The sequence below is a fragment of the Pseudomonas sp. Yb2C2 genome (assembly GCF_052112325.1).
Classification (GTDB): Bacteria; Pseudomonadota; Gammaproteobacteria; order Pseudomonadales; family Pseudomonadaceae; genus Aquipseudomonas; species Aquipseudomonas marginalis.
Map to the genome: position 1 here is coordinate 1 of NZ_JAVAJK010000019.1, position 13,920 is coordinate 13,920.

General features: G+C 60.8%; 4 protein-coding genes. 2 read left to right on the forward strand and 2 right to left on the reverse strand.

All coding sequences use genetic code 11. From position 1 onward, the window contains the following. Positions 1-5,357: amino acid adenylation domain-containing protein (locus Q8X51_RS23495; RefSeq protein WP_407694552.1), on the forward strand; the 5,357-nt coding region annotated here is incomplete at its 5' end. After that, entirely contained in the window at positions 5,357-9,475 is a 4,119-nt protein-coding gene (locus Q8X51_RS23500) for an amino acid adenylation domain-containing protein (RefSeq protein ID WP_407694553.1), read from the forward strand. The genes Q8X51_RS23495 and Q8X51_RS23500, both read left to right, overlap by 1 nt. A gap of 157 nt (positions 9,476-9,632) precedes the next feature. On the opposite strand, the gene Q8X51_RS23505 is transcribed toward Q8X51_RS23500, so the two are convergent. Both Q8X51_RS23505 and Q8X51_RS23510 read right to left on the reverse strand, forming a co-directional pair. Continuing rightward, the gene (locus Q8X51_RS23505; protein WP_407694595.1) at positions 9,633-12,020 is read right to left on the reverse strand and encodes a TonB-dependent siderophore receptor; all 2,388 of its coding nucleotides are present in this window, start codon (positions 12,018-12,020) and stop codon (positions 9,633-9,635) included. Positions 12,021-12,174: 154 nt separating this feature from the next. Further along, positions 12,175-13,827 carry a cyclic peptide export ABC transporter gene (locus Q8X51_RS23510; protein WP_167655429.1) on the reverse strand — a complete coding sequence of 551 codons (1,653 nt, stop codon included), beginning with the start codon at positions 13,825-13,827 and terminating at the stop codon, positions 12,175-12,177. Positions 13,828-13,920 lie beyond the last annotated feature (93 nt).

Sequence of the window (13,920 nt, forward strand, 5' to 3'; positions counted from 1 at the left end):
ACGCGCAACTCAACCTGCAACCCATCGGCGTCGCCGGTGAGTTGTACCTGGGCGGCGAGGGCGTGGCCCGCGGTTACCTGGAACGCCCGGCACTGACCGCCGAACGCTTCGTGCCGGACCCGTTCGGTAAACCGGGCAGCCGCGTGTATCGCAGCGGCGACCTGACCCGTGGCCGCCCGGATGGCGTGGTGGATTACCTCGGTCGCGTCGACCACCAGGTGAAGGTCCGTGGTTTCCGTATCGAACTGGGGGAAATCGAAGCGCGTCTGCGCGAACAGGACAATGTTGGTGAAACCGTGGTGGTGGCCCAGGAAGGGCCGAGTGGCAAGCAACTGGTGGCTTATGTGGTACCGGTAACCGCTCAGGTCAACGAAACCGAGTTTCGTGATGCCTTGCGCCGCGCACTCAAGACCCGCTTGCCGGATTACATGGTGCCCGTGCACTTCATGTTCTTGGCGCAGATGCCGCTGACCCCCAACGGCAAGCTCGACCGCAAGGGCCTGCCGCAGCCGGATGTGAGCCAGATGCAGCAAGCATATGTCGCACCGCAGAGCGAGCTGGAACAGAAGATCGCTGTCATCTGGGCCGATGTACTGCGCCTGCCGCGTGTGGGCTTGAACGACAACTTCTTTGAGCTGGGTGGCGACTCGATCATTTCGATCCAGGTAGTTAGCCGTGCACGGCAGGTCGGTGTTCGATTTACGCCCAAGGACCTGTTTCAGCATCAGACTGTACTGAGCCTTGCAGCGGTTGCCCAGGCGGGTGGGGAGGGCCTTGTGATCGAGCAAGGGCCGGTCACCGGCGAAGCGTTGCTGTTGCCGATACACCAGTACTTTTTCCAGGCAGACATTGCCGAGCGTCACCACTGGAACCAATCCGTGGTCCTGCGCCCGGGCGAACGACTGGATGGCGCGACATTGCGCGCCGCCCTGGCAGCGCTGCTGGCGCATCACGACGCATTGCGCCTGAGTTTCAGCCCGCAAGCGGCCGGCTGGCAGGCTCACTACCGAGGGGTTGAAGCCCAAGACGAGCTGCTCTGGCAAACCGCCCTCGATACCATTGAGGCGCTTGAGCCCTTGGGCCTGCAGGCACAACGCAGCCTGGACCTGTCAGAAGGGCCGCTGATGCGTGCGGTGCTGGTCGAGTTGCCGGATGCATCGCAACGGCTGTTGCTGGTGATTCACCACCTGGTGGTGGACGGCGTGTCATGGCGGATCCTGCTCGAAGATCTGCAGACCGCCTACACCCAACTGCAGGCTGGGCAGGCGGCTGTGCTGCCGGCTAAGAGCAGTTCGATCCAGGCTTGGGGCAAGCGATTACAGGCTCATGCGCATAGCCCGGCACTGCAGGAAGAACTGCGGTTCTGGCAGGCGCAGTTGCAAGGCGTCGAGGCCGATCTGCCTTGCGATAACCCGCAAGGTGGTTTGCACAATTCACTGGCTCTGAGCGTGGGCACGCACCTCGATCAATCCTATACCCGACGCCTGCTGCAAGAGGCTCCGGCGGCATACCGTACGCAGATCAATGACCTGCTACTGACCGCGTTATCCCGGGTCATCACACGGTGGACGGGCGGCGAATCGCTGTTGGTCAAACTTGAAGGGCACGGTCGTGAGGATCTGTTCGAGGACGTCGACCTGACCCGCACAGTCGGTTGGTTCACCAGCATGTACCCGCTGGCGCTGACCCCGGCCACGTCCCTGGCCGACTCGATCAAGGGTATCAAGGAGCAATTGCGCGCTGTCCCGGATAAAGGGATTGGCTTCGGCGCACTGCGCTACTTGGGCGATGACCAGGCCCGGCAGGTATTGGGCGGGCTGGTGCAGCCACGGATCACCTTCAATTACCTGGGGCAGTTCGACGGCAGTTTCAATGATACTGCGGCACAGGCCTTTTTCACCCCTACGGGCGAAAGCGCTGGCGCTGACCAGAGCGAGCACGCCTTGCTGGGTAACTGGCTGGAAATCAACGGGCAGGTGTACGGCGGTGAACTGAACCTGAGCTGGAGCTTCAGCCGCGAGATGTTCAGCGAGGTCACCGTACAACGCCTGGCCGATGCCTATGCGCAGGAACTCAAGCACTTGATCGAGCATTGCTGCCTGGCCGCACATCAGGGCGTAACGCCGTCGGACTTCCCGCTTGCCCGACTCAGCCAGGCACAGCTGGACCAGTTTGCGTTGGCTGCCGTCGATGATGTGTACCCGCTGTCGCCGATGCAGCAGGGCATGTTGTTCCACGCCTTGTACGAGCCCCAGGCGGGCGACTATGTCAACCAGATGCGCGTGAATGTTGAGGGCCTGGACATCCCGCGTTTCCGTGAAGCCTGGCAGGCAGCGCTGGATAACCATGACATTCTGCGTACCGGCTTCATCTGGGACGGGGATCTTGCGCAGCCTCTGCAAGTGGTGCATCGCCAGGTGCAAATGCCGTTTATCGAAACCGAGTGCCCAGAAGGTGCCGATCAGCAGCAGCAACTGGATCAGTTGGCCGATGCGCAGCGCTTGCAAGGCTTCACACTGGAGAGCCCGCCGTTGGTGCGCATAGCCCTGGCGCACACCGGCCCGCAACGTTGCCATCTGATCTACACCAGCCACCATATCCTGATGGATGGCTGGAGCAGCTCCCAACTGCTCGGCGAAGTTCTGGGGCGTTACGCCGGCCATGTGCCGCAGGCTCAGGTCGCGCGTTACCGGGACTTTATCGCCTGGCTGCAATCCCAGGATAAAACCCTGCGCGAAGCCTTCTGGAAGACCCAGCTGGCCAGCTTGGATGAGCCGACACGTCTGTTCCAGGCGCTGCCTCGCAACAAGGATGTGAGGGCGTCCGGGCTGGGTGAACACGCCCATGAGTTGGATGCCGTGGGCATGGCCCGCCTCAAGGCCTTTGCCCAAGGCCAGAAGATTACCCTCAACACCCTGGTGCAATCCGCCTGGTTGCTGTTGCTGCAACGCTACACCGGGCAGGACACCGTGGCCTTCGGCGCCACAGTATCGGGCCGCCCCGCGGACCTGCGTGGTGTTGAGCAGCAAGTTGGGTTGTTCATCAATACCTTGCCAGTGGTAGCAACTCCTCGCCCAGATATGCCCGTGTCGCAATGGATGCAACAGATCCAGCAACAGAACCTTGCGTTGCGCGAGCATGAACACACGCCGTTGTTCGAGCTGCAACGCCTGGCCGGGCTGGGGGGCGAGGCGTTGTTCGACACCATTCTGGTGTTCGAGAATTACCCTGTATCGGAGGTGCTGGAGCAGGGGGCCCCGCAAGGGGTGCGGTTTGGCAGTGTCAGCAGCCGGGAACAGACGCACTATCCGCTGTCGATCGCCGTCGGTGTCGGCGAAACCCTGACGTTGCACTACAGCTATGACCGCAGTGAGGTCGACGGCCCGACGGTTGAACGTCTCAACCGGCATCTGCTGCACCTGTTGGCAGAGCTGGTCGCCAAGCCCCATGCGGCCCTGGCACAGTTGACGCTGTTGACAGAGTCGGAGCACCTGGCCCTGCTGGAGAAAGGCAACGGGTTGCCGAGCGAGACCTCTTGGCAGTGTGTCCAGCAGCAATTCGAACAGCAGGTGCGCCGCACGCCACAGGCAACCGCTGTGATCTTCGGCGAGCAGCAGTTGACCTACGATGCGCTGAACCGACGTGCCAACCGCCTGGCGAATGGGCTGATCAAGCAAGGTGTAGGCCCGGATTCGCTGGTTGGTATCGCGCTGGAGCGTTCTTTCGACATGCTGGTCGGGCTGCTGGCGATCCTCAAGGCCGGTGGTGCGTATGTACCGCTTGACGCCGACTACCCCGAAGAGCGCTTGGCCTACATGCTCAAGGACAGCGGCGTGAAGTGGCTACTGACTCAGTCGCACCTGAACCTGCCGTTGGCCGATGGCGTGCAGTGCCTGAGCCTTGAAGGTGATCAACGCTGGTTGAGCGGGTGCGGCGAAACTGATCCGCAGGTGCCCGTCAACGGTTATAACCTGATGTACGTGATCTACACCTCCGGCACCACCGGCAACCCGAAAGGTGTGGGGGTGACACACGAAGCATTGGCGCAACGCTTGCAATGGATGCAGGACACCTACGCATTGCAGGCCGACGATGTGCTGTTGCAGAAAGCCCCGATGAGTTTTGACGTATCGGTATGGGAGTGTTTCTGGCCGCTGATCAGCGGCAGCCGGCTAGTGATAGCGGCCCCGGGCGAACATCGGGATCCGGTGCGCCTGTTAGAGTTGATCCAGGCATTTGGCGTGACCACGCTGCATTTTGTGCCCTCGCTGTTGCAATTGTTCATGGATACCCCGGGCGTCGCCCAGTGCACCCGCGTGCGTAGGGTGTTCTCAGGCGGTGAAGCGTTGACCGCCGATTTGCGCGATCAGATCCTGCGGACCCTGCCCGGCGTAACATTGCACAACCGTTACGGGCCGACCGAAACGACGATCAACGCGACCTGGTGGGTGTGCTCCCTTGAGGATGGCACCCGTTCGCCGATTGGCCGGCCATTGGACGGTGTGATTTGCCGGGTACTGGACGGTGATCTGAACCCGGTCCCGATCGGTGTTGCCGGCGAGTTGTGCGTGGGGGGAGCCGGTTTGGCGCGCGGCTATCTCGGACGTCCGGGGTTGTCGGCCGAGCGCTTTATCGCGGACCCGTTCGGCGGCGCCGGTTCACGCCTGTATCGGACCGGCGACCGTGTGCGCTGGGCCGAGGATGGCGCGCTGGAATATCTGGGGCGCCTGGACCATCAGATCAAGATTCGCGGCTTCCGCGTGGAGCTGGAGGAAATTCGTGCGCTGGTGCTGCTCCAGGCCGGAGTGGCCCAGGCCGAGGTCGTCCTGCGCCAGGACGGTGGTGGCGGCCAATTGATAGGCTACTACGTAGCCCTCCCAACGGTACTCGATGAGATCGATCACGCTCAGGCGTTGCGTCATGCCCTGCAGGCGCTACTGCCGGACTACATGGTGCCCAAACAGTTCGTGCGCCTGTCGCACATGCCGTTGAGCCCCAGCGGCAAACTGGACCGCAAGGCCCTGCCGGAGCCCGACAGCTATGTTGTGCAAGGCGAATATGTGGCGCCTTGCAGCGACCTTGAACAGCAACTGGCGGCAATCTGGCAAGACGTGCTGGATGTTGAGCAAGTGGGGTTGAATGACAACTTCTTCGAGCTGGGCGGGCACTCGTTGCTGGTGATCAATGTGATGTCGCGCATTCAGCTGGAGCTGGGCGTGAAGATCAGCGTGCATGAGCTGTTCCAGCATGCCCAGCTCAGGGAACTGGCAGCGCATTTACAGGGTCAGGGCGGCGGCATAAGCACTGAGAAGCTGTCGTTCCTCGATTCACTCCTTGACGAAATGGAGCAGCTGTAATGGACGGCCAGATGGCGTACAAAATCATGCAGCGCTTTATCGGGCTGCCGCTGGAACAGCGCAAGGTGTACCTACAGAGGATGCTGCAGGAAGGCGTTTCGCCGGGCAACCTGCCGATCCCGAAGGTACGGCGAGAGGCGCCCTCCCTGACGCTCTCGTATGCTCAGGAGCGGCAATGGTTTCTCTGGCAATTGGATCCGCAGAGCGCTGCATACCATATCCCCAGCGCCTTGCGGCTCAGGGGACATCTGGATATTACGGCGCTGCAAAAGAGCTTTGAACACCTGATAGCCCGACACGAGAGTTTGCGCACGCGGTTTCGCCAGGTCGGTGAAGGCATGCAGCAGGAAGTCCAGCCCGCATACCTCGTGACACTGGTGCCTGAATCCATTGACGAAAGCCAGTTGAAAGCGCGCGTCGAACAGGAAATTGCGCAACCCTTTGACCTGGAGCGCGGCCCGTTGCTGCGTATGACGCTCCTGCGTCTGGCAGAGCAGGACCACGTGCTGGTCCTGGTGCAGCACCACATCATTTCCGACGGTGGTTCGATGCAAGTGATGGTGGAGGAAGTGATACAGGCCTATGGCGCCTACACCCATGGGCGTGAGTTTGAGTTGCCTGAACTGCCAGTCCAGTACACCGACTACGCCCTGTGGCAGCGCAGTTGGATGGAAGCGGGGGAAAAGGACCGCCAACTGGAATATTGGCGCAGCCTGCTCGGCGGCGACCAGCCGGTGCTGGAACTGCCGTTGGACCGGCCACGCCCGGCGGTGCAGAGTTTTCGCGGTGCTTCCCTGGACTTGGTGCTGGATGAGCGCGTGGTAGCGGGTGTCAACGCCTTGGCTCAGCGTGAAGGCGCTACCGGTTTCATGGTGCTGCTGGCCTCCTTTCAGGTGTTGTTGCATCGCTATAGCGGGCAACAGGACATCCGTATTGGTGTGCCGACCGCCAACCGTAACCGGGTCGAGACGCAGCGCCTGGTCGGCTTCTTCGTCAATACCCAGGTGCTGAAGGCCGAGGTGGACGAGCACACCAGCGTGCTGGCGCTGTTGCGCCAAGCCCGCCAACGGGTGCTGGAAGCCCAGGCGCATCAAGACTTGCCGTTCGAACAACTGGTGGAAGCGCTTCGTCCCGAACGCAGCTTGAGTTACAGCCCATTGTTCCAGGTCATGTTCAACCATCAGAACCGTGGCGCTGGCAGTACAAGCGAGCCGGGAACCTCCGGCCTGGTGTTGGAGGGCCTGGACTGGGAGAGCCGAACCGCTCAGTTCGACCTTAGCTTGAATGTTGTGCAGGAGGCATCGAGCATTCGGGCATCCTTTGGCTACGCGACCGACCTGTTCGACGCAGCAACCATCGAGCGCATGGCGCAGCACTGGCAACGACTGTTGAGTGCAATGGTTGCAACGCCGGAGGCCCTGGTCGACTCTCTGGCAATCCTGGACGCAGCAGAGCGCCGGCAGATCGTCGATGGCTGGAATGCCACCGCTGTCGATTACCCCCTTGAAAGGACCGTGCACCAACTGTTTGAAGCCCACGCCGAACATGACCCGCATCGGCCAGCCCTGGTGTTTGGCGCGCAGCAGTTGAGCTATGCCGTCCTGAACCATCGCGCCAACCGCCTGGCCCATGCCTTGATCGCACGTGGTGTCGGTCCGGACGTGTTGGTGGGCGTGGCAATGGAGCGCTCCGTGGAAATGGTCGTCGCCTTGTTGGCGATCCTCAAGGCCGGAGGTGCCTACGTGCCTGTGGACCCGGATTACCCCGCGGAGCGCCAGGCCTATACGCTGGAGGACAGTGCGGTAAACCTGTTGCTCAGCCAGTCGCACTTGAGCCTGCCGGCCGCCGACAGCGTGTTGCGTATTGACCTGGACCGCGATGAGCGTTGGCTGGACGCGTACAGCGAGGCCAACCCTGACGTAGCCCTCAGCGGTGAACACCTTGCCTATGTGATCTACACCTCCGGTTCAACCGGCAAGCCCAAGGGCGCGGGCAACAGCCATGCAGCCTTGACCAATCGCTTGTGCTGGATGCAACAGGCGTATGCATTGTGTGCCGGTGATACGGTGCTGCAGAAGACGCCGTTCAGTTTTGATGTGTCGGTGTGGGAGTTCTTCTGGCCATTGCTCAGCGGCGCGCGATTGGTGATGGCGGCCCCCGGCGATCACCGTGATCCGACGAAGTTGGTGGAGGTGATTACGCGTGAATCTGTCACCACGTTGCACTTTGTGCCGTCGATGCTGCAAGCCTTCCTGCAGGACCGCCTAGTGGGCCGTTGCAGCAGTGTGAAGCGCATCATCTGTAGCGGCGAAGCCTTGTCGGTGGATGCGCAACAACAAGTATTCGCCAAGCTGCCTCAGGTCCACCTGTATAACCTCTACGGGCCTACGGAAGCAGCCATTGATGTCACCAGCTGGGCCTGCATTGACGAAGGCAAGGACGCGGTGCCAATCGGCAAACCCATTGCCAACCTGAGGTGTCATATCCTGGACGCTAACCTTGAACCGGTGCCGATCGGTGTGCTCGGCGAGTTGTACCTGGCAGGCAAGGGGTTGGCACGTGGGTATCATCGTCGGCCAGTGTTGACCGCCGAGCGATTTGTCGCCAGCCCGTTCGGGGCCGGCGAGCGCATGTACCGCACTGGAGACCTGGCGCGTTATCGTCCGGATGGGGTGATCGAGTACGCCGGGCGTATTGACCATCAAGTCAAGCTGCGCGGCCTGCGGATCGAGTTGGGTGAGATCGAAGCGCGCCTGCTTGAACATGAAGGGGTTCGCGAGACCGCGGTGCTGGCGCTGGACGGCACGCAATTGGTCGGCTACGTGGTGCTCGATCAGCCAATGCCGCACTGGCGAGAAACCCTCACGGCCTATCTATCGACTCATCTGCCGGCCTTTATGGTGCCGGCCCAGTGGGTCTTGCTGGACAGTATGCCGTTGAGCCCAAACGGCAAACTTGAGCGCAAGGCACTGCCGCGACCCGAAACCGCCGTTCAGCGACGCGAGTACGTGGCGCCGCATACGGCGCTCGAACACCAGGTCGCGCAGATCTGGCAACAGGTGCTGGGTACCGAGCGGGTTGGCCTGGACGATAACTTCTTTGAACTGGGCGGGCATTCATTGCTGTTGCTGGTGGTGAAAGAACGCCTGGCGGCTCAATGCGGGTTGATGCTCACGGTCAGCCAATTGATGACGCGCCCAACCGTTAGGGCGTTGGCGGGCAGCGCGTCGGATGAACGAGCGCGCTCGCTGCTCGTTGACTTGAATGGCCAGCAGGGCGGGCCGTCATTGTTTCTGTTTCACCCAAGTTTTGGTTCAGTGCACTGCTACAAGGCGCTTGGCATGGCCTTGCGCTCGGAGATGCCGGTACAGGGCGTTATTTGTCGGGCGCTGCTTGATCCGCAAAGCCAGGTGCCGACGTGGGATGCCATGGTTCAGGACTATACCCATCAGGTTCTTGCGAGCCAGCCGCAGGGGCCGTATTACCTCGCGGGGTGGTCGCTGGGTGGGAACCTTGCGTTGCAGGTGGCTGGCAGACTGGAGGCGCAGGGGGCCAAAGTGGCGTTCCTGGGGAGCATCGATGCGCCTCCGCCGATGCATGTCACTGCGTTCTGGGACAGGGACAAAACCCTGCGGCCGGCGTTTGAATCACTGGAAGCAGGCGATAAGCGCGTGGAGTTGCTGACGGTCATGTTCCCTGACGCGGCCCAGGATATTGCACTGGCCTGGCAGGATATCGAGCGCTCGGGCGCCACGGCGGACCAACGGTGGGAGGCACTTTGCGAGTGGGGACAGTCGGCTTTGGGCGAGGTATTTGTCAGCTTGCGCAACGAGCTGCAACAAGGCGGCGAGCTGGAGGTTTCGTGGGCGTTGAAACGCACACTCGATGAGCGCTTGAAGGATGCCGCCTATGCGCGCCTCGCTGCTCCTGTGAGTTGCTGGTGGGCAGCACAAAGCAAATCTGCCAGTGATCGGCAAGTCATCTGCACGGCACTTGAAGAGGGGATCGGCCATGGACTGGACTCTTCGGTGGTCATCGATACGACCCATGATCGAATCGTCGACAACCCTGAGTTCATTGCCTCGTTCGTAGCGGCCCTGACGGCTGCCAGGCACTAGCCCGGGCGAGCACGCTTACACTGGACACCGGCCTTGCGCCGGTGTTTTTTGCGTGGTGTTCCAGTCACGGCGCTACGCGCCATGCCTGGCGCGCAACAAAGAAAACCCCCGCCTGATGGCGGGGGTCTAAGTGCTGCTTGCACGCAACTGCCGGGGGTTAGAAGTCCCAGCGTGTGCTCAGCATGACGTTGCGTGGGTCACCATAATAGGCCGTGTTATAGAAGCCAATGTTGGTGTAGTAGTACTTGTCGAAGATGTTGTTCACGTTCAGTGTCGCGGAGACGTTGTCGGTGATCTGGTACTTGGCCATTGCGTCCACGACCCAATACGCTTCCTGGGTGAAGTCCTCCTGCCGTCCCTTGCCACTGTTGGTCACTTCCTGCCAGGACTTGCCCTGCCAGCGAGCGCCACCGCCGATGGTCAAACGGTCCAGCGGCCCGCTGAGCTTGTACGAGGTGAAGAAGCTGACCTGATCCTGAGGCTCCCAAGTAGATACTTTTACACCATGCTCATCCCGGATGACTTTATGGGTGTAACCAGCCTGAGCCTGCCAGCCTGGGGCTAGCTCACCGGACATTTCGGCCTCGAAGCCTTTGGTTTTGGCGGCGATGCCTTTATAGGCATACAAGATCGACGGGTTGGTCGGGTTGGCGTTGTAGTCAGAATCCGGGTCAGCCCTGTTGGTTTCATGCACTTCGAAGTAGGCCAGACTGGTGTTCAGGCCACCGTTGAAAAACTCACCTTTCAAACCCAGTTCGTAATTCTTGCCTTCATCCGGTTCGAGCAGTTTGTTCTCTCTGTCGCGGTTATACACCTGCGGCATGAAGATCTCGCTGTAGCTGGCGTACGCGGTGAAGTTGTCGTTCAGGTCATAGGTTACGCCGGCATAGGGTACGAGCTTGCCGGTTTCGGTGGACTTGTTGTCGCCAGTCAGCCAGTAGTTGGCCACGCGGGTGCCCATGAAGACGTTCAGGTCATCCGTGAGGTTGAAGCGGGCGGTCATATAGCCAGCGGTTTGCCGGGTGGTTTCATCAATGATTCGAGTCGGTGTGCCCCAGTTCGGCTCCGGGAAGTTACCGTCGAAGTTCCAGAAGTCGACAATGCGCCCATTGGCGTGAATCGGCGCGCCGTAATCCTTACCTTTCCACTGGGAATTGGACGCAGAGGCGCCCACCACCAACTGATGCTCGCGGCCGCCCAGACTGAATGGGCCACTGGCGTAGATATCGCCGGAGTCGGATCGGGTATCGCCGGTGAATTTGTTCGCGTAGAGCGTCGACAGACCGGTTGCCGTGAATGGGCCCAGCTGGATCGCACCCATCGGCGCGTCATAACCGGAGAACTGGTGTGTGTACTGGCCTTTGACCACCCAGCCGTTGTCGAAATTGTGCTCCAGGGTTGTGAAGAAACTCTGAGTGAACTGTTCCCAGCTGCTCCACTTCGCGCCGTTGTTGTATGAGCGCTTTACATCGATGCGGTTGCCGCTACGGTCAAACAGCGGGCGGCTGCCCGACCAGCCAGAACCTTGAGGATCGCTGTTCTGGTAGTCGAAGCCGATGGTGAGCAGGGTGTCCTCGTCCAGGTCCGCTTCCACGGTGCCGAAGTACACGTTGGTCTTGCGCTCGTAGCGGTCCATGAACGAATGCTTGTCCTGGTACGCGGCTACGGCACGGGCGCGGATGTTGCCGCTCTCGGTGAGGGGGCCACTTACGTCGACCTGGGAGCGATAGTTGTCCCAGCTGCCGGCGCCCAGCTCCACGCTGCCTTTGAAATCACGGGTAGGCTTTTTGCGGATCAGGTTGATGGTTGCGCCCGGTGCCCCGGCACCCGTCAGCAGGCCGCTTGCGCCCTTGAGGACTTCCACGCGGTCGTAGATCGCCATGTCGCTCAGTGTTTGCCCGGACGAATAGGCCGAGTTGCGCAGGGTAGGGATGCCGTCGTACTGGAAGTTCTCGATCGAGAACCCACGGGAGAAATAGTTAGTGCGTTCGCTGTCCAGGGCCGACAAGGTAATGCCCGGTGTATGACGCATCACATCATCAATGGAGTTGAGTGCGAAATCATCCATATGCTGGCGCGTGATCACGCTGATCGACTGCGGTGTTTCACGCGGGGTCAGCACCAGTCGCGTGGCGGTAGCGATAGTGCCTGGTGTGTAGGAGCCCGTGCCTTCGGTGACCGTACCCAACTGGTTGGCGGTCACCTGGGTGGCCCCAAGCTCCAGCCCGGAGGTCGCGCCCGCCGTGATGGTCACCGCGCTGCCTTGCAGGCCGTAGCTGATGCCGGTGTCCTTGAGCAGGGCGGCGATGGCGTGGGCTGGCTCTAGCTTGCCCTTCACCGTCGTGCTGTTTTTGCCCTGTACATCCGTCGGGCTGTATAGCACCTGCAAGTTGGTCTGACGGCCAAATTCCTGGAGCGCTGTCCCCAACGGCTGTGCAGGAATGTCGATCTCGATCTCTTGTGCCTGCACGTAACTCGATAGCGGTAACGACACCGCTAGGGCCAAGGCGCAAGGCTTGAGGTGGATGTTCAAGGCCCTGCGCATGGAGAGCGCTTTGCTCAGGGGGCTGAGACCGAGTCGTACTGACATGGGTGCTTTCTCTTCTATATTTTAGTTGGGCAGTTTATAGGTATTTATGAGGTTGGTTCTCATTACCACTAGTGAGACGTTCCCACCTGGAAAAACCGGAAAAGAAAATTCATGCCGGCTCCATTTCGTGCACCACCTTGCCAGCGCGCAAGCGCACCAACTGGTCGGCGATGTCGAAATAGCGGTCGTCGTGGCTGATCACGATGATGGTTTTGCCCAGGCGCTTGAGGTCCGGCAGCAGTTCCGTGTAGAAGATGCGGCGGAAGGCCGGATCCTGGTCGGCGGCCCATTCGTCGAACACCAGTACCGGACGTTCCTCCAGCCAGGCATTGACCAACGCGAGGCGCTTGCGTTGGCCAGTGGACAGGTCGGTGGTGCTGAATGCGCCGTCCTTGATAGTGACCTTGTGGGCGATCTCCAGGCGGTCCAGATACTGGGCCGCACTGTCCAGAGACTTCTGCCCGCCGCCTTGGACGAGATCGTCGAATAGGTAATAGTCGGCGAATACGGTGGTGAACAGTTGGCGGTAGTCGTCGCGGGTAGGGGCAATCACAGCTTCGCCATTGAGGTGGATTTCACCTGATTGCGGCTGATAAAGCCCCAGCAACAGCTTGATCAGGGTGGTTTTGCCGCAGCCGTTTTCACCGACGATAAACACGATATCGCCTTGCTTGATGCTCAGGTTGATCGGGCCCAGATGGAACGGCTCGCTGCCTTCCACCGGCGGAGGACTGTAGGTCACGCCGCGCAGCTCAAGGCTGTGCACTTGGGGTTTTGGCGCTTCACTGTCTTCCAGCAGCAGGTGCGGTTCGGGGGATGAGAACCGCTCGGACAGCTCGGCGATGCGCGAGAACGCGATCTGTGCGCGGCTGACGATCGGCAGCGCGGTCACCACGTGTTCCAGTGGGCCTTTCATATACAACAGCACCAGCACAAAACCGGTGATCACCGCTGGGTCCGGGTTGGGGTTGTAGGCCTGGAACGCCAGCGCCAGGCCGATCACCACGAAAAACAGCATGGAGCCGAACGTCTTGGCGACAATGAAGATGTTGACCGAGCGGATCTGGATATCGCCGATACGATCAGCAGTGGCCTGGATGCGATGGGTATTCATGCGATAGCGGCGTGGCCGATGAATGCGCAGCTCCTTGGCACCCGAGGCGATGGCGGTATAGTAGCGCTGCAACTCGTCTTCCTGGTCGCGAGCGGCTTCGAACCCCTTGATGCCCGCCGAGCGTGCCGCGTACTGCACGGCGGTACCGATGACGATCGCCACCACCATCATCAGGAACATCGGCACCGACAGGTACGCCAGGTAGCCCAGGCAGCCGAGTGTCACCGTGGTGGCAATGGCCAGTGGCGTGAAGGAGAAGGAAAAATCGCTGATGGTATCGACATCATGAGTCAGCACAGGGATCAGCTTGTGAGTGCGGTAGCGCTCGATCTGCTCGATGGGCGCCGACAGCACCTTTTCGCCGAGATCCTTGCGCAGGGCGGCGATGATCCGCTGGCCCACGTAGTTGGTGCCGATATCGGAGACGATCGAACTGGTCAGCGCCAGCACACACAGCGCCGCAAAGCTCAGGATCACGCCCTGGGTCATACCGGTGGAAGAGTGCAGCGCGTTGTTGATGGTCGCCAGCAACAGCGTGATGGCCAGGCCGCCGGCCATGCCCAGGGCGATGGAGACCGTCACGATGGTGCGAAACGGCCTGAGCAATGCAAGCAAACCTTTGAAGGCGCCGCGCTTGGGGTCGGTCATAAGTACTTCCCGGAAAGTGAAAAAGAGGGGGCTGGGCACACAGACCCTTACCCATGACAAACGAAGTGTTGGCGCGACGATTTAGCTCGGTGT

Bases quoted from the DNA above. Each gene is read 5' to 3' on its own strand.
- Q8X51_RS23500 (WP_407694553.1), top strand. From the start codon at position 5,357: ATGGACGGCCAGATGGCGTACAAAATCATGCAGCGCTTTATCGGGCTG.
- Q8X51_RS23505 (WP_407694595.1), bottom strand. From the start codon at position 12,020: ATGCGCAGGGCCTTGAACATCCACCTCAAGCCTTGCGCCTTGGCCCTA.
- Q8X51_RS23510 (WP_167655429.1), bottom strand. From the start codon at position 13,827: ATGACCGACCCCAAGCGCGGCGCCTTCAAAGGTTTGCTTGCATTGCTC.